The sequence below is a fragment of the Kitasatospora sp. NPDC041988 genome (assembly GCF_055588525.1).
In genome coordinates, this window is sequence record NZ_JBVJCO010000011.1 from 176,771 (window position 1) to 193,249 (window position 16,479).

The window sequence follows — 16,479 nt, forward strand, 5'->3', positions numbered from 1 at the left end:
CGCGACGACCGCAGACCCCCGTCGGTGCGGCTCCCGAAGCCCGACGGTGGTGCGTGCGGCCACTGTAGCGAAGCTACTGGTCAGTAGGAAGGGGGCGGGTGCGACCGCGCGGAAATTCGTTCGGTGCGATCGGACGGGTTCGCTAGGGTGGGCGGCGCGGGGGCGGCTCCGCGGCGTGCTTCCTTCTCCCTTCACTCCAAATGAATCCGAGTGCGCCCACTCTCCGCCCCCGCTTCGTCGTATCTCCGGGGGATCCACCAGTGAAGAAGAAGCAGAACACCGCCACGCCCGACACCGGTCTTGACGAGCTGCTGCTGCGGCGGCACGGGTCCGTCGCCGTCCCGGCGGGTGCGGCGGAGGGGGAACGCGATCCGTGGAGTGCGCGGGGGCTGCTCGCGCTGGAGGCCGACCTCGCGCAGCGCGGGTACCTGCTGACCGGGCCGCTGCGGGCGGCGCTCGGCCGGCTGCGGCCGGCCGCGCTGGGGGAGGCCGGGCAGGCGCTGCTGCTGCGGCTCGACGGGCAGACCGGTGCGGACCGGCGGCACTGGCCGCTGTTCCGGCGCTTCCCCGACGGGGTCCCGGAGCACGCGCACAGCATCTACTCCGCGCACGTCCGCGCCTTCCTGCTCAACCAGCCGAACCAGCCGTGCTGCTGCTGCGACCACACCGGGCACGAGGCCGGCATCGGCGCCCTCGCGCCCTGCGCCCACCTGCTCTGCGGGGAGTGCTACGACGAGCTGGGCGACTACGGGCACTGCCCGCTCTGCGCCACCCCGATCGCCGCCGAGCGCTACCTGCCGCTGGACGCCAAGGCCGTCCGCAACGCCGCCCGCGAGCACGGACCGGACGCCAGGTTGCGCCCGCTGCGGCTCGCCGAAGGCGCCGACCAGGCCGCGGTCGCCGTCGCCGAGCTGCGCCGTCTGCTGGAGCGCCGCACCCCGCTGAACCCGCAGGACCGCGAGGACCTCGCGCTGCTGCTCCGGTTCGCCCCCGCCGACCCGGCCGGCTGGCTGCCCGTCGACATCCCCGTCCGGGAGAGCCGCGCCACCGTGCTGGCGGCCCTGCTCCACCGCGACCGCGACGCCGTCCGTCCGCTGCTCGCCGCCCACCTCACCACCGCCACCGACGTGCTCCGGCTGGTCTGGGCGTGGTCCGGCGCCGAGCCCGACCTGCTGCCCGCCACCGCCAAGGGCCTGCGGCTGCGCAACCTGCCCCGCCCGCTCCGCCGCGACCTGCTGGCCGTCCTCGACGCGCTCCCGGTCGGCACCCTCGCCGAGGACCTCGGCCGGCACCGTCAGGCCTGGCTGCGCGCCGGCGAGCTGCTGCACCCGTACGAGCACCGCGAGCGCTTCCCGTACGCGGCCGCCGCCTTCGCCGTGCTCCGGCAGAGCGACCTCGACCTGCACGGCCTCGGCCCGCGGCTGCGCGAGGCCCCGGCACCGCTGCGGGTCAACGCGACTCCGGCCGGCCACACCCGGCTCGCCGTCACCACCTTTGCCGCCGAGGTCGAGCTGGCCCTCGCCTCCGGCGACGTGCCCGCCGCGGTCCGGCTGCTGGCCCGCCGCCCGGGCGAGCTGGTCCGCCGGCTGCACCACCTGCTGCGGGTGCACGCCTCCTGGAGCCCCGGCGAGCCGCTGCCCGCCGAGCTCGCCGAGGCGCTCCCGGCCGCGCTGCGCAAGGTCGCGCCCGGCCCGCTGCTCGGCGCTTACGGGCGGCTGCGCGCGCCCCGCGAGGTCGGTGAGCGCCGGCTCTACTTCCCGCGCGGGCGGGTCGCGCTGGCGCACGCCCGCGACGACTGGGGCACCGAAGTCCCGGCCGCGCTCGGCGCACCCGTCTGCACCCTGATCGAGGCCGAACTGCTGCGCCGCGCCGGGCAGCACGAGCGCCTCGACGTCGCCGTGCTGGACGAGGGCCTGGCCGACCTGGTGGTCCCGTCCGCCGAGCGGGCCAGTGCCAAGTCGCTGGTCGCGGTGCCGCGCGGCAGCGTCCAGAAGCTGCCCGACGGCGGCCGCGTCCGGCTCTTCCTGCACTGGATGCAGCAGCCGCACCAGCGGGTCGACCTCGACCTGTCGGTGGCGTTCTACGACGAGCACTGGCAGTTCGCCGGCCTCTGCGACTACACCCACCTGGTGCACGGGCCGCGCGCCGCCGTGCACTCCGGCGACTTCACCTCCGCCCCGCCGCCGCACGGCGCCACCGAGTTCGTCGACCTCGACCTGCCCGCGCTGGCCGACGGGGGCGCCCGGTACGCGGTGGTCGTCGTCTTCGCCTACAACGACATCCCGTTCGAGGACCTGGCCGACGCCTTCGCCGGCTTCATGGAGCTGGACACCTCGGCGGCGGCCGCGTACCGCAAGGAGCGGTTCCACCCGGAGGCCGTCCGGCAGCGGCTGGACCTCAGCGGCGACGCCAGGGTCAGCGTGCCGATGATCGTCGACCTGGAGCGGCGCAGCTACACCTGGACCGACCTCAACACCAGCGCCTCCGGCGGCTTCCACAACGTCTGGCGGCACCGGGACCGGATCGGCACTCTCGCCAGGGACGTGGTGGCGCACTTCGCCGAGGGCTCCCGCGCCACGCTCTGGGACCTCGCCGTCGCGTCCGCCGCCGCCCGCACCGACGAGGTGCTGGTCCGGACCCGTGACGGCGCGCTCGACGGCTACCGCCGGGCGGCCGACGAGCCGGTGGCGGCCTTCGCCGAGCGGCTGCGCGCCCGGCACCGGCCGGACGAGCAGCAGGGCGGCCGGGCCGACGACACCGCCCTCGCCCTGGCCGAACGGATCACCGGCGCAAGGGCGTTCACCGCCCTGGTACACGCCGACGTGCCGGCGCCGACAGGTCTTGGCGGTGCCCTCTACCGGCTGTACCCGGGCCGGCTGGACGAGGCCCCGGACAGCCTGGAGCGGCTCACGGCGGGGGATCTGGTGGCCCTGTTCGCCCCGGACGAGTGAACGGGCGGACAGGCGTCCGCCCGGGCCACCCGATAGGGGAGTTCCGCTCACCCAACTCCCGGGGCAGCATGGAGGTATGAGCACCGGAACCGTCGCCGCCGGCCAGGCCGAGCCCACCGGCGAGCCCCACGGGGGGCCCGCCGCCACGGGGGCCGCCGCCGTCGCCCTGCCGCCGCGGGCCGAGCGCGCCGAGCGGGCGCAGGCGGCGGTCGAGCGGCTGCGCCCGGCCGGGGTCGACGCGGTGGCCGTCACCTGGGTGGACAACGCGGGCATCGCCCGGGTGAAGGCCGTCCCACTGGCGGGCCTGGTGCACGCCGCCCAGTGGGGCGTCGGCGCGGCGCCCTGCTTCGACGTCTTCCTCGCCGACGACACGATCGTCACCAGCCGGCTGATCGGCGGCCCCACCGGGGATCTGCGCCTCTACCCGGACCTCGACCGGCTGGTCCCGCTGGCCGCCCAGCCCGGCTGGGCCTGGGCGCCGGGGGAGCGGTACACCCAGGCGGGCGCCCCGCACCCCGGCTGCCAGCGGCTGTTCGCCCGCCGGATGACGGCGGCCGCCGCCGGGCGCGGGCTGAGCCTCAAGGCCGGCATCGAGGTCGAGTGGGTGGTGGCGCTCGCCGGGGAGCCGCAGGAGGAGCCCCGCTACCCGACGGCCGGCCCCGCTTACGGCATGCACCGGCTGACGGACCTCTCCGACTACCTCCGGGACGTCCTGCGCGCCCTCGCCGAGCAGGGCCTGACGGTCCTGCAGATCCACCCCGAGTACGCCCCGGGCCAGTTCGAGGTCTCGGTCGCCCCCGAGGGGCCGGTCGAGGCCGCCGACACCACCGTCCTGGTCCGCCAGACCATCCGGGCCGTCTCCGCCCGGCACGGCCTGCGGGCCTCGTTCGCCCCGGTGGTCGAGGCCGGCTCGGTCGGCAACGGCGGGCACCTCCACCTCAGCCTCTGGCGCGACGGGCAGAACCTCGCCCGTGGCGGTTCCGGCCCGCACGGGCTGACGGCCGAGGCCGAGGGCTTCCTCGCCGGGGTGCTCGGCGCACTGCCCGAGCTGCTGGTGCTCGGCTCCTCCAGCCCGGCCGGGTACCTGCGGCTGGTGCCCTCGCACTGGGCCGGCGCCTACCAGTGCTGGGGCCTGGAGAACCGGGAGGCCGCCCTGCGGCTGGTCACCGGCTCCTCCGGGGAGCGGTCCACCGCGGCCAACGCCGAGATCAAGTGCTTCGACGCCACCGCCAACCCCTACCTGGCGGTCGGCGCCGTGCTCGCCGCCGGCCTCGCCGGGCTGGACCAACGGCTCGCGCTGCCACCGGAGTTCACCGGGGATCCGGCCGCCGCCGCGCCCGGCACGGTGCCCCGGCTGCCGGCCGCCCCGGCCGAGGCGATCGCCGCCTACCGGAAGTCGGCAGTGCTCCGCGAAGCACTCGGCGAGCCGCTCTACGAGGCGGTGCTGGCCGTCCGCACCGCCGAGAGCGAGCAGTACGCCTCCGCCACGCCGCAGCAGTTGGTCGCCGCCACCCGCTGGCGCTACTAAGAGCCGCCGGCACATGGTGGGTGAAGGAGGCTCTGAGGTGCCCTCGCTGGACGTCCCGGCCCTGGTCGACCACCACTGCCACAGTGTGGTGGCGGCCGACCTCGCCGACGACGCCCTGGCGGGGCTGCTCACCGAGTCCGACCGGCCGCCCGCGCCCGGCACCTCGCCGTTCGACAGCGCGCTCGGCCTGGCCGTCCGCCGCTGGTGCCCGCCGGCGCTCGGCCTGCCCGCGCACACCCCCGCCGCGGACTACCTGGCCCGTCGGCGCGAGCTGGGAGCCCCCGAGGCCACCCGGCGGCTGCTGGTCGCCGCCGCGCTGGACACCTGCCTGGTGGACACCGGGCTGACGGCGGCGGCGGGCCATCCGCTGCTGCCGCTCAGCGAGTTCGCCGATGCGACCGGCGCCCGGGTGCGTGAGGTGGTCCGGCTGGAGTCCGTCGCCGAGTCCGTACCGGCGGGCGCCGGAGCCTGGCCGCTCGCCGTCCGGGAGGCGCTGGCGGCCGCGGCCACCGGCGCGGTGGCGGTCAAATCGGTACTGGCCTACCGGAACGGCCTGGCGGTGCCCGCCGGCCGGCCCACCGCGACGGCGGTGACGGCCGCCGCGGGGCAGTGGCAGCGTGCCGGGCGCGGCCGGCTGACCGACCCCGTGCTGCTGCACCACCTGCTCTGGACGGCCCTGGACGTCTGCGCCGAGCTCGGCCTGCCGCTCCAACTCCACACCGGCTTCGGCGATCCGGACCTCACCCTGCACCTGGCCGACCCGTCGCTGCTCACCGACTTCGTCCGGGCCGCCGAGCCGAGCGGCGTGCCCCTGGTGCTGCTGCACGGCTACCCGTACCACCGGCAGGCGGCCTGGCTGGCCCATGCCTTCCCACACGTGTACGCCGACCTCGGGCTGACCGCCTCCTACGTCGGCCCCCGGGTGGCGGCCGTGCTCGGCGAGATGCTGGAGCTGGCGCCGTTCGGCAAGCTGCTCTTCTCCACCGACGCCTACGGGCTGCCCGAACTGTACCTGGCCGGCGCGGCCCAGTTCCGGCACGGCCTGGGTACCCTGCTGGATCACTGGCGGGCCGACGGCGCCTGCTCCGCCGCCGACGCCGACCGCCTCGCCCGCCAGGTGGCCGCAGACAACGCCCGCCGCCTGTACCGGCTCTGACCGGAGCGCCGGGCCGCCCCGCGACGCGCCGTCCCGGCGTGAATTGTGGATCGTCCACGCTCTGGCGCGGGAAATCGGCAGAAGTCCGGATATTCACTTTATGGATTGACGGTGGGTCGGCAGGGGAGGAGCCGCAACCCTCGGAAGTGGTCGAACGGTGTCGATTAGATGACTACCTCTTGCGGATTGCAACGCATGTTCACTAGCGTCCCGATCATTCCAGTGCATCTGCCGACCCGCAGCTGCATGACGACTCGGGAGGGCCAACCCCTATGAGTGTTCCTCGGATCAGCCGGACCCGGTACGCCGCGGTGGGCGTTGTCCTCGCCACGGCCGGTGCCCTGGCGCTGCCTGCCGGTACCGCCGTCGCGGCCACCGGGGCCGAGCCGACGACCGGGCCGCTGCTCAGCTACGTTGTCAACACCCAGGCCAACCACGGCCAGGTGCAGAAGGTCGAGAAGGCCATCACGGGCCTCGGTGGCAGCGTGGTGTACTCCTACGAGCAGATCGGCGTGGTGATCGCCCGCTCGAACGACACCAAGTTCGCCGCCAAGCTGCGGCTGGCCAAGGGCGTCCAGTCGGTCGGCGCCAGCCGCACCAAGGGCATCACGGCCGCCGACTCGCAGAAGGCCGAGGTCGCCGCCGAGCCGACCGCCGCCGCCGCGGCCGCTGCGGCCGCCGCCGGCCAGGAGCCCAACTGGGCCAACCAGTGGGACATGCGCCAGATCGGCGTGGACAAGGCCCACAAGCTCTCCCTGGGCAGCCGGAACGTCACCGTCGGCGTCCTGGACTCCGGCATCGACGCCAACCACGAGGACCTCAAGGCCAACGTGGACGCCTCGCAGTCGGTCTCCTGCATCGACGGCGGCAAGCCGAACACCGCGTTCGACGCCTGGCAGCCGGGCCCGGACGGCGACCACGGCACCCACGTGGCCGGCACCATCGGCGCCGCCAAGAACGGCAAGGGCATCGAGGGCATCGCCCCGAACGTCAAGCTGGCCGCGGTCAAGGTCGTCGACGACGGCGGGTTCATCTACCCGGAGTACGCGATCTGCGGCTTCGTCTGGGCCGGTGAGCACAAGTTCAAGGTGACGAACAACAGCTACTACGTCGACCCGTGGATGTTCAACTGCGAGAACGACGCCGACCAGGCGGCGATCACCACCGCCGTCCGGCGCGCGATCGAGTTCTCGCAGCGCAAGGGCGTCCTCAACGTGGCCGCGGCGGGCAACGAGAACATCGACCTCGCCCACAAGACCACTGACGTGAGCAGCCCGGACGACACCACCCCCGGCACCCGTCCGGTCACCACGGACTGCCTGAGCCTGCCGACCGAGGTGGACGGCGTCGTCGCCGTCTCCTCGGTGGGCGTCAACGGTGACAAGGCCTACTACTCCAGCTACGGCAAGGGCAAGGTCACCGTGGCCGCCCCCGGTGGCGACCGCCGCTACCAGATCCCGGACACCCCGGACAAGAACGGCCGCACCCTGTCCACCCTGCCGGGTGGCAAGTACGGCTACATGCAGGGCACCTCGATGGCCTCGCCGCACGCCGCCGGTGTGCTCGCCCTGCTCGCCAGCACCTTCCCGTGGGCCAGCCCGGAGGAGCTGACCGAGATGCTGACCAGCCAGGCCGAGTCGCACGCCTGCCCGTCGGCCCCGTTCAACCCGGGCGGTGCCGGTGAGTGGACCGCCACCTGCGAGGGCGGTGCGGACGACAACGGCTTCTACGGCGCCGGCATCATCAACGCCGAGAAGGCGGTCCAGTGGTGGCGCTGACGCGCTGACCGGGTGACCGGCTGAGCCGACAACGCCGAGGTGGGGAGCGGGACTCTGGTCCCGCCCCCCACCTCGTTTTGAGTACGGGTACTCAGGCGACGGCCCGGCGGTGATCGCCAGAATGGGGCCACCGACGGCACCAGGCACAAGGAGCGGAACACCATGGCGCAGAGCTATCCCGGATGGCAGGCGCAGGCGCAGGCCCAGGCCCAGGCCCGTCCGAACGGCGAACGGGTCTGGCCGTGGCTGCTGCTGGGGGTGGCCCAGCTGCTCGCCGCCGCTCCGATGCTGACGCTGATGTTCGGCGGCGGCCTGGTGGTCGGTGTCATGGGCCTCGCCTCCGGCTCGACCCTGGCCACCGTGCTGGGCGTGCTGCTGCTCCTGGTGCTCGGCCCGGTGCTCGGCCTGGCGTTGCCGGCCCTGGCACTGCTCTCGCCGTCGGTGCGCCGGATGAACCGGGCCGCGCTCTTCGCCCTGCACTGCTTCGGCCTGCTGGTCGGTACGGCGGTCGAGTACTTCGGCTGGGTCCGCCCGGCGGTGGGCTGACCGGCCCGGGCCTCACTCGAAGTGGTGGTCCCAGACCGTCTCGACCGACGGCTTGCCGTGCAGGTCCGGCACCTCCTGGAGCCAGGCGGGCCGGCCGGCCCTGGTCCGGGCGGCCCGCCGGAGTTCGGCCTCGCGCAGCTGCTCGGGCGTGGGGAAGCCGTCCGGCAGCCACTCGGCGGAGAGCCCCGCGCGGGTGGCCAGGTGCGTGACGTACGCGTGCCGCAGCGCGTCCACCGAGTCGAAGCCGGGTTCGTCGGCCAGCCACTCGTCCGGGACGAGCGCCAGCACCTCCTCCAGCAGCCCGGTGGTGACCAGCGGTCCGAGCTCCTCGTCGGCCAGCCGGACGTCGGGGGTGCAGCCGCCGAGGGCGTGGGCGCTGAGGTCGTACCGCTTGCCGACGGCGGCCCCGGCGCTGGACCAGCGGTGGTGGAAGACCAGCGCGGCGCCGTTGTCGATCAGCCAGAGCCTCCCGTGCCAGACCATCAGGTTGGGGTTGTGCACGGTGCGGTCGACGTTGCCGGTGAGCGCGTCCAGCCAGATCACCCGGCCGGCCTGGACGGGGTCGACCGGGATCATGCCGGGCCGGTAGTCGCGGGCGCCGGGCAGCAGGTCCATCCCGAGGTTGAGCCCGCCGCTGGCCCTGAGGATGTCCTGGATCTCGGGGTCGGGCTCACTCTCGGCGACCGCCGGGTCGAAGTCGACCAGCCGTAGTTCGGGCACCGGTAGGCCGAGCCGCCGGGCGAGTTCGCCGACGATCACCTCGGCCACCAGCGCCTTGCGGCCCTGGGCGGCACCGGTGAACTTGACCACGTAGGTGCCCAGGTCGTCGGTCTCCACCACGCCGGGGACGGAGCCGCCGGCCCGCAGCGGGTCGACATAGCGCACTGCTGTCACCTGATCGAGCACACCGGCCACCCTAACCCGGCAGGCCCCGGGGCGAACCCGCCACCTCCCGCGCATCCGCGAGCGCCTGCCGGACGGCGCCCGGGATGTCGGTGACGGGGAAGACCACCCGGCGTACCACCCGTTCGCGGTCCAGTACCAGCACGGCCCGCTTCAGCCGCAGGCCCTGGCCGACGTGGAAGGTGGGCAGCCGCAGCGTGGCCGTCAGCCGGACGTCCAGGTCGGAGAGGAGCGGGAACGGGATCTCCTCCGCCTCGGCGAACTCCCGCTGCTCGTCCGGCCGTTGAGTGGAGATCCCACGCAGCGCCAGGCCGGCCGCGCGGAACTCGGGGTACGCCTCGCGGAAGAGCCGGTTCTCCAGCGTGCAGCCGACCGCGCCGGGGATGTCCCCCCAGCCGGCCGGCAGCGGCGCGGGCCGCCCGGTGGCGGGATAGCAGAACAGCACGGTGGCGCCGGCCTCCGGGTCGACCGGGTCAAGCTCGCCGCCGGTGTGCACGGGCAGGGTGAGTCGCGGCAGCCGGGTGCCGGGCAGCGCGGCCAGCCGGGCGGTCTCGGCGCTGTCGGGCGTGGCCGAGGCGGAGAGCGCGCCGTCGCCGAGCAGCCAGCGGTCGGCCCAGTCCTGCATCGCCACCAGGACCGGCAGCAGTGCCCGCCCGGAGTCGGTGAGCCGGTACTCGTACCGGACGGGGCCGCTCTGGTAGGGCACCCGCTCCAGTACGCCGGCCTCGGCGAGGTGGCCGAGCCGCTCGGTGAGGACCTTGCGGGAGATGCCCAGCTCGTGCTGGAGCTCGTCGAAGCGCAGCCGGCCGCGCGCCGACTCACGGACGATCAGGATGCTCCACCAGTCTCCGATCACCGCCGCCGACTGGGCGATCGCGCAGCTGGCGTCGCGCTCTGGCACGTCTCTGAGCACCGTCGCTCCTCTCACCATTCGGACGGTCCATCCTTGCACCCCCTTGCGAGTTCCGAAAGGGAACTTGTAAGTTCCTATTAGAAACTCAAGGACCATGAGAGCGAAAGGGGGGCACATGCCCGTCGCCTGGGCGACCCTGCGCCGGACCTGGACGATGACCAGCCGGGCCTACCCGTGGTCGTACGCCGTCGGCTGCCTGCTGATCGGCGTGTTCACCATCGGCCTGTCCTACCTGGGCCTGCACGCCATCGGCGGCGGCTCGGTGGCCGAGGACTTCACCGCCCGCACCGGCGGCGCCGACTACCTCGGTTACATCGCGATCGGCGCCGCCGGCTACATGTTCACCGTCCGGATGCTGCTCTGGAGCAGCAAGGCGCTGATCACCGAGCAGCGTCAGGGCACGTTGGGCGCGCTGCTGATCGCCCCGGCCGGGCGGCTGCCGTACCTGCTCGGCTTCACCGGCTTCGCGCTGCTCAACACCGCCGTCGAGGTCGGCCTGCTCGGCGGGTTCGCCGCCGTCCTCGGCATCACGCTGCCCGCCTGGCACCCGCTGGCCGTCCTGGCCGGGGTGGTGGCGCTGGCCGCCGCCGTCTTCGCCGTCGCGGTCGTGCTCGGCGCACTGATGATCGTCGCCGGCGAGGCGCACATCTCGCAGAACACCGTCTTCCTCGCCGTCTCGCTGCTCTGCGGCATCACCTTCCCGAACAGCTACCTCCCGGTGCCCGCCCAGTGGCTGGCCGAACTGCTGCCCGTCACCTCCGCCATGGACGTGCTGCGCGACGCGCTCGGCCAGGGGCGGCCGCTCGCCGACCTCCTCCCGCGGCTGGTCACCTGCCTCGCCCTCAGCGTCGGCTACCTGCTGCTCGGCCTGCAGCTGCTGCCCGCCGCCGAACGCCGCGCCATCGAACGGAGCTTCTGACCCGTGGCAGAGAGATCCGTGGCCGAGAGATCCGCGACCGAGAGGTCCGTGACCCGGAGCCCCGTGACCCCCAGACCCCTGAACCCGGCGACCCGCACCCGCCGCCGACCCGAGGAGCCGCCGGCATGATCCGCACCCGCGCCCTGCGCAAGACCTTCCGCACCCGGGACAAGGGCCTGTTCGGCCCGCGCACCGTGAAGACCGCCGTGGACGGCCTCGACCTGGAGATCCCGCCCGGCCGGGTCACCGGCCTGCTCGGCCTCAACGGCGCCGGCAAGACCTCCACCATCAAGATCCTCGCCACCCTGCTCCGCCCCACCTCCGGCACCGTCACCCTGGACGGTCTCGACGTGGTCGAGCACGCCCGCGACGCCCGTCGCCGGATCAACCTGATCGCCGGCGGGGAGCGGATGGTCTACGGCAAGCTCACCGGCGCCGAGAACCTCCGCTACTTCGGCCACCTCTACGACGTCCCCAACCCCGTCCTGCGCCCCCGGATCGGCGAGCTGCTGGAGCTGGTCGGCCTCACCGACGCCGCCGACACTCCGGTCGAGCGGTACTCGCGCGGCATGACGCAGCGGCTCTCGATCGCCCGCGGCCTGATCAACGACCCGGCGTACCTGCTGCTGGACGAGCCCACCCTGGGGCTGGACGCGCCGATCGCGCGGGACCTGCGCCGAGTGGTCGCCTCGCTCGCCGCCGAGGGCCGCGGAGTGTTGCTCACCTCGCACTACCTGACCGAGGTCGAGGAGCTCTGCGAGCACGTCTACGTGATCTCCGGTGGCCGCCACCTCGCGGCCGGCAGCCCGGCGGAGCTCAAGGCGGCGACCGGCAGCCACCGCAGCGTCCGGGTCACCGTCACCAACCCGTCGCCCCGACTGGAGTCCGCCGTGGCCGACTTCGCGGGCCGCCTCGGCGTCGCCGCGCAGCTGGAGCCCACCGGGGAGGGCGCCCTGCTGGTCACCGTCCGCCACCCGGAGGACGTGGCCGGCCCGCTGGCCGGGGCGATCGTCGCCGCCGGCGGGTCGATCGGCGGCCTCGAGGTCACCGAGGCCAGCCTGGAGGACGCCGTCCTCGCCCTCACCGACACCGCGCCGGCTCCCGTGCGCCCCCGGTCGGCGGTGGCCGCATGACCGGCCTGCCACCCACCGACGCGCTGCTGCTCGGCCTGGCCGACCGGGGCGCCCGGTCGCCGTACCCCGCGGGACGCACCCTTCCGCCGCCGCGCCCGGGCACCACCCGCCGCCCCCGGCCCCGGCCCGGCGGCCGTGACCTGGGCCGGGGGCGCGCGCTGCGGCACGCCGGCAAGGTGTTCGCCGCCGAGGCGCTGAAGCAGCACCGCACGTTGTTCGGCCAGCCGCTCGTGGTCGCCTCGATGCTGGTCTGGCCGCTGCTCCAGCTGGCCGCCACCTACTACACGCTGCACCCGATCGCGGCCGGCTCGGCCGCCGCCGCCCGCTGGCCGCTCGCCGCCGACCCGGCCCGGCTGCTCGGCTTCCTCGCCACCGGAGCGCTGGCCTGGGCGTTCTTCTTCTCGCTGGTCCAGTCCGCGTGGAACTTCGCCTTCGAGCGCACCACCGGCACCCTGGAGCTGCTCTTCCTCTCGCCCGCCGACCGGCTGGTCCTGATGCTCGCCAACGGTGCCGGCGCACTGATGCAGAACGCCTGGCTGCTCACCTGCTTCCTGGGCGCCGCCGCGTTCGGCTTCGGCGCCCTGGACGTCGCCGGGCCGTGGATGTACCCGGTGGTGCTGCTGGCCCTGCTGCTGCCCGCGGTGGCCTGGGGTGCGCTGCTCAACAGCCTGATGGTGTTCTCCCGGGACTCCGCCTTCGTCTACACCGTGCTGGACGACCCGATGTGGTTCGTCGCCGGCGTCCGGCTGCCCGCCTTCGCCCTCCCCGGCGTGCTGCGCGTACTCGGGGCGGCGCTGCCCCTGACCGGCAGCCTGACCGTGGTCCGGGGCGCCCTTCTGGAGGGCCGGGGCCTCGGCGAGCTGGCGCCCGGTCTGGCCTGGCTGGCGGCGCTCTGCGCGCTGCTGCTGGCGGGCGCGGCACTGGCCCTTCGGCTCGGCGAGGCCCGCGCCCAGCGCACCGGAGGCCTCCGGCTGGCGTGAGCCTCCCGCTGTGGTTGGCTTGCCGGTGAAACCGCAGTCCGAGGATGAAGGAGAGCAGGACCATGGGACAGGTGCAGGCCACCACCGAGCGGGTCTACGACGCCGCCCCCGAGCGGGTGTACGAGGCGCTGGCCGACTACCAGGTGACCCGCCCCAAGCTGCTGCCCGCGCAGTACAGCGAGTACGAGGTCCGGGTCGGCGGCACCGGTGCGGGCACCCAGGTGCACTGGAAGCTCCAGGCCACCGAGAAGCGGATCCGGGACTGCCTGTTCACCGTCTCGGCTCCGACGCCGGACCAGCTGGTGGAGAAGGACGCCAACTCCAGCATGGTGATCACCTGGACGGTCTCCGCGGTCGGCGAGGGCCGGTCGAAGGTCACCGTCTCGGCCACCTGGCAGGGCGCGGGCGGCATCGGCGGCTTCTTCGAGCGGACCTTCGCCCCGAAGGGCCTGAACCGCATCCACGACCAGGTGCTGGCCAACCTGGCCGCCGAGGTCCGCTGACCCGGCGCCCGGCTCGGGCAGATCTTCGATGAGTTCGTCCACCCGTACGACCGCCAAGCCGTACGGGTGGCCGACCACCACCTGCGGGTGACGGCAGGCCCCCGGCGCGGCGGCGCCACCCTAGGCTCGCCGCCGTGCATATGACGATCCTTCACATTTCGCAGCCCGTCGACGGCGGAGTCGCCCGCGTCGTCGTCGACCTGGTCCGCGGTCAGCGCGAGGCCGGCCACCGGGTGCTGGTCGCCTGCCCGCGCGGTGGCCGGCTGGCCGAGGAGGCCGCCGCGGTCGGCGCGCTGGTCCACGACTGGCCCGCCCGCCGTTCGCCCGGTCCCGCCACCGCCGCCGAGGCGTGGCGGCTGCGCCGGATCGTCCGGGCCGCCGCGCCCGACATGGTCCATCTGCACAGCGCCAAGGCCGGCCTGGCGGGCCGGCTGGCCATCCGGGGCGCGGTGCCGACCGTCTTCCAGCCGCACGCCTGGTCGTTCGCCGCCGTCGACGGCGCGCTGGCGGCGGCCACCCTGCGCTGGGAGCGGTACGCGACCCGCTGGGCGCACCGGCTGCTCTGCGTCAGCGTTCAGGAGCGGGCCGACGGTGTCGCGGCCGGCCTGCACGCGGACTGGGCGGTGGTGCCCAACGGCGTCGACGTCCGCCATTACGCGCCGACCGAGCGGCGGGCCGCCCGGATCGCGCTCGGCCTGGACCTGGACGCCCCGCTGGCGGTCTGTCTGGGCCGGCTCTGCCGGCAGAAGGGTCAGGACGTGCTGCTCGCCGCCTGGCCCGAGGTGCTGCGCCGGGTGCCGCAGGCCCGGCTGGCGCTGGTCGGCGGCGGCCCGGACGAGACCAGTCTGGCCGACACCGTGCGGGAGTCCGCCGAGCCGTCCCGGGTGCGGCTGGCCGGGGACGTCCCGGATCCGCGGCCGTGGCTGGCGGCGGCGGACCTGGTGGTGCTGCCCTCGCGCTGGGAGGGGATGGCGCTGGCTCCGTTGGAGGCGATGGCGGCGGGCCGTCCGGTGCTGCTGACGGATGTGCCCGGGGCCCGGGAATGCCTGCCGCCGGCCGAGCGGAAGCAGGCCGTGGTGCCGTCGGAGGATGTTGTCGCGCTCGCCACCCGAATGGCCGAAGCGTTGTCCGATCCGATCGAGTGCGAGCGACGCGGTGCGCGCCTGCGTGACCATGCCGCGGCCCGCCATGACGTCCGATCGGTGGTCGAACAGGTGGACGCCCTTTATCGGGATCTGTTGGGGGCCGGGCCGGCGGCCGGACGGCGCCGTGCCCGTGTCCCGCAGCGGATCTGATCGTTTCACATGCCGTGAATGCCGGTCGCTCAGGCGCTGTCGTATTCGCACCCTCAGCCGGTTGTGGGCGAGGCGTGAAATCAGAAATACCTATTAATGGGCGGCTGGAATGAAATGGCAAGTCGACTTCCAGCATTCCAGTCCGCGGTCGGTAATGTCTGATTTTGCCTGCATCGTTTTGATTTCACACCGGGAATTTGCGAGAAAATCGAAAGCCGCCAGCGGCAGCAGGTGCTGTCAGGACCGCGCCCACCGGGCCGGGACGGCCGCTCCGGGCCAACCGGTGCCGGGAGGCCGTCACCCCGGGCACACAGCAGGGGAGTTCGTGCGCTGATGACCATTGACCACGACAGCGTGCCACGGCCCGGCCGGCCCCTGTCCGGCCGACCCCTCTCCGGCCAGCGCCGGCCCGCCACCGGGCTGCTCGACCGCCCGGCCCGGTCCGCCCAGACCCGCAGCGCCCCGCCGACCCGCCGCCACCGCAGGCCGGTCCGCTCCCGGCTCGCCCTGCCGGCCGCCCTGGCCGCGGTCGACGCCCTGGCGCTGTGCACCGCCACCGGGATCGCCAACCGCGCCCTCGACCCGGCCGTCCGGGTCGCGCCGCTGCTCGGCGTGGCCGCCCTGCTGCCGCTGCTGCTCGTGCTCAACCTGGCCGCCGGCCTCTACCGCACCCGGCTCACCCTCTCCGTCCTCGACGAACTCCCGGCGCTGACCGTCCGGGCCGTGGTCGCCACCGCCTTCGCCGTCACCCTGGCCGGCTGCCTCGACGGCCGCTGGCCCGACTGCGGCCCCGCCACCCCGACCCGGCTGACCGCCCTGCTCGGCATCCAACTGCTGCTCGCCGTCTGCGGCCGCGCCCTGCTCTACCACCTGGTCCGCCGGATCCGCCGCAGCCGCCCCAGCCCCGTCCTGGTGCTCGGCGCCGGCCGACTCGGCCGGCGGGTCGCCGCCGCCCTCAGCGAGCGCGGCGAGTACGGGATGCGCCCGGTCGGCTTCCTCGACCCCGACCCGCCGCTGCTGGCCGGCGACACCGACCTGCCCGTCCTGGGCGGGCGCGAGGTGCTGGAGCGCGAGATCCGCCGACACCGGATCCACCACGTGGTCGCCACCGCCGGCGCCGCCGACGAAGCCGAGACCGCCGCCGCCCTGCGCGACGCCGCCCGGCTCGGCTGCCAGGTCTGGCTGGTGCCCGCGCTGCGCGAGTACGGCTCGCTGGAGACCGGCCGGCACACCGGCGGCGACCACCTCTGGGGCTTCCCCTGCCTGCGGGTCGGCCGCCCGGCGATGCGCCGCCCCGGCTGGGCCGCCAAGCGCGCCCTCGACGTCGCCGCCGCCGGCCTCGGCCTGCTCGCCCTCGCCCCCGTGCTCGCGCTCTGCGCCCTCGCCGTCCGCTTCGACACCGGCCCCGGCGTCCTCTTCCGCCAGCAGCGCACCGGGCTCGACGGCCGGGTCTTCACCGTCCTCAAGTTCCGCACCCTGCGCCCCAGCAACGAGCACGAGTCCGCGACCCGCTGGAACATCGCCCAGGACCACCGGATGGGCGCCGTCGGCAAGCTGATGCGCCGCAGCTCCCTCGACGAGCTGCCGCAGCTGTGGAACGTCCTGCGCGGCGACATGAGCCTGGTCGGCCCGCGCCCCGAGCGCCCCTACTTCGTCATGCGGTTCAGCCAGGCCTACCCCGAGTACGCGGACCGCCACCGCGTCCCGGTCGGCCTCACCGGCCTCGCCCAGGTCAACGGCCTGCGCGGGGACACCTCGATCGAGGACCGGGCCCGCTTCGACAACCGCTACATCGAGAGCTGGAGCCTCTGGCAGGACGTCAAGATCCTGTGCCGCACGGCGGCCCTGATGCTCCACCCGGACGGGAGCTGACC

General features: G+C 74.4%; 13 protein-coding genes. 11 read left to right on the forward strand and 2 right to left on the reverse strand.

Annotated features, from left to right (window positions below; translation table 11 throughout):
• Window positions 1-260 precede the first annotated feature (260 nt).
• From ACZ6NC_RS14370 to ACZ6NC_RS14390, 5 genes are all read left to right on the forward strand, one after another.
• The gene (locus ACZ6NC_RS14370; RefSeq protein WP_465732425.1) at window positions 261-2,951 is read left to right on the forward strand and encodes an MXAN_6230/SCO0854 family RING domain-containing protein; all 2,691 of its coding nucleotides are present in this window, start codon (window positions 261-263) and stop codon (window positions 2,949-2,951) included.
• 76 nt (window positions 2,952-3,027) lie between these two features.
• Entirely contained in the window at window positions 3,028-4,479 is a 1,452-nt protein-coding gene (locus ACZ6NC_RS14375; RefSeq protein ID WP_465732427.1) for a type I glutamate--ammonia ligase, read from the forward strand.
• 37 nt (window positions 4,480-4,516) lie between these two features.
• A complete protein-coding gene (locus ACZ6NC_RS14380; protein WP_465732429.1) occupies window positions 4,517-5,635 on the forward strand; it encodes an amidohydrolase family protein in 1,119 nt (372 codons plus the stop codon).
• A 272-nt stretch (window positions 5,636-5,907) separates the two neighbouring features.
• Window positions 5,908-7,413 carry a S8 family peptidase gene (locus tag ACZ6NC_RS14385; protein WP_465547938.1) on the forward strand — a complete coding sequence of 502 codons (1,506 nt, stop codon included), beginning with the start codon at window positions 5,908-5,910 and terminating at the stop codon, window positions 7,411-7,413.
• 162 nt (window positions 7,414-7,575) lie between these two features.
• The gene (locus tag ACZ6NC_RS14390) at window positions 7,576-7,959 is read left to right on the forward strand and encodes a hypothetical protein (protein WP_465732431.1); all 384 of its coding nucleotides are present in this window, start codon (window positions 7,576-7,578) and stop codon (window positions 7,957-7,959) included.
• A 12-nt stretch (window positions 7,960-7,971) separates the two neighbouring features.
• On the opposite strand, the gene ACZ6NC_RS14395 is transcribed toward ACZ6NC_RS14390, so the two are convergent.
• Together ACZ6NC_RS14395 and ACZ6NC_RS14400 are read right to left on the reverse strand one after the other, a co-directional pair.
• Window positions 7,972-8,865 (reverse strand): HipA family kinase, encoded by an 894-nt coding sequence (locus ACZ6NC_RS14395; protein ID WP_465732433.1) that lies wholly within the window; start codon window positions 8,863-8,865, stop codon window positions 7,972-7,974.
• A gap of 10 nt (window positions 8,866-8,875) precedes the next feature.
• Window positions 8,876-9,775, reverse strand: a complete 900-nt coding sequence (locus ACZ6NC_RS14400) for a winged helix-turn-helix transcriptional regulator (RefSeq protein WP_465732435.1) — start codon at window positions 9,773-9,775, stop codon at window positions 8,876-8,878.
• Window positions 9,776-9,890: 115 nt separating this feature from the next.
• On the opposite strand from ACZ6NC_RS14400, the gene ACZ6NC_RS14405 reads away from it, so the two are divergent.
• The 6 genes from ACZ6NC_RS14405 to ACZ6NC_RS14430 all read left to right on the forward strand — a co-directional run bounded on the left by ACZ6NC_RS14405 (window position 9,891) and on the right by ACZ6NC_RS14430 (window position 16,477).
• Entirely contained in the window at window positions 9,891-10,694 is an 804-nt protein-coding gene (locus tag ACZ6NC_RS14405; RefSeq protein WP_465732437.1) for an ABC transporter permease, read from the forward strand.
• Between the two features lie 125 nt (window positions 10,695-10,819).
• Entirely contained in the window at window positions 10,820-11,827 is a 1,008-nt protein-coding gene (locus ACZ6NC_RS14410) for an ABC transporter ATP-binding protein (protein WP_465732439.1), read from the forward strand.
• Complete coding sequence (locus ACZ6NC_RS14415; RefSeq protein ID WP_465732441.1) at window positions 11,824-12,807, forward strand: ABC transporter permease; 984 nt, start codon at window positions 11,824-11,826, stop codon at window positions 12,805-12,807. The genes ACZ6NC_RS14410 and ACZ6NC_RS14415 overlap by 4 nt, the downstream gene beginning before the upstream one ends.
• Window positions 12,808-12,869: 62 nt before the next feature.
• Window positions 12,870-13,310: an SRPBCC family protein gene (locus tag ACZ6NC_RS14420; RefSeq protein ID WP_465732443.1), complete on the forward strand. Its 441-nt coding sequence runs from the start codon at window positions 12,870-12,872 to the stop codon at window positions 13,308-13,310.
• A gap of 140 nt (window positions 13,311-13,450) precedes the next feature.
• Window positions 13,451-14,605, forward strand: a complete 1,155-nt coding sequence (locus ACZ6NC_RS14425) for a glycosyltransferase (protein WP_465732445.1) — start codon at window positions 13,451-13,453, stop codon at window positions 14,603-14,605.
• Window positions 14,606-14,938: 333 nt separating this feature from the next.
• Window positions 14,939-16,477, forward strand: a complete 1,539-nt coding sequence (locus ACZ6NC_RS14430; protein ID WP_465732447.1) for an exopolysaccharide biosynthesis polyprenyl glycosylphosphotransferase — start codon at window positions 14,939-14,941, stop codon at window positions 16,475-16,477.
• The last annotated feature ends 2 nt before the right edge of the window (window positions 16,478-16,479 follow it).

Bases quoted from the DNA above. Each gene is read 5' to 3' on its own strand.
- ACZ6NC_RS14375 (WP_465732427.1), top strand. From the start codon at position 3,028: ATGAGCACCGGAACCGTCGCCGCCGGCCAGGCCGAGCCCACCGGCGAG.
- ACZ6NC_RS14385 (WP_465547938.1), top strand. From the start codon at position 5,908: ATGAGTGTTCCTCGGATCAGCCGGACCCGGTACGCCGCGGTGGGCGTT.
- ACZ6NC_RS14390 (WP_465732431.1), top strand. From the start codon at position 7,576: ATGGCGCAGAGCTATCCCGGATGGCAGGCGCAGGCGCAGGCCCAGGCC.
- ACZ6NC_RS14405 (WP_465732437.1), top strand. From the start codon at position 9,891: ATGCCCGTCGCCTGGGCGACCCTGCGCCGGACCTGGACGATGACCAGC.
- ACZ6NC_RS14410 (WP_465732439.1), top strand. From the start codon at position 10,820: ATGATCCGCACCCGCGCCCTGCGCAAGACCTTCCGCACCCGGGACAAG.
- ACZ6NC_RS14415 (WP_465732441.1), top strand. From the start codon at position 11,824: ATGACCGGCCTGCCACCCACCGACGCGCTGCTGCTCGGCCTGGCCGAC.
- ACZ6NC_RS14420 (WP_465732443.1), top strand. From the start codon at position 12,870: ATGGGACAGGTGCAGGCCACCACCGAGCGGGTCTACGACGCCGCCCCC.
- ACZ6NC_RS14425 (WP_465732445.1), top strand. From the start codon at position 13,451: ATGACGATCCTTCACATTTCGCAGCCCGTCGACGGCGGAGTCGCCCGC.
- ACZ6NC_RS14430 (WP_465732447.1), top strand. From the start codon at position 14,939: ATGACCATTGACCACGACAGCGTGCCACGGCCCGGCCGGCCCCTGTCC.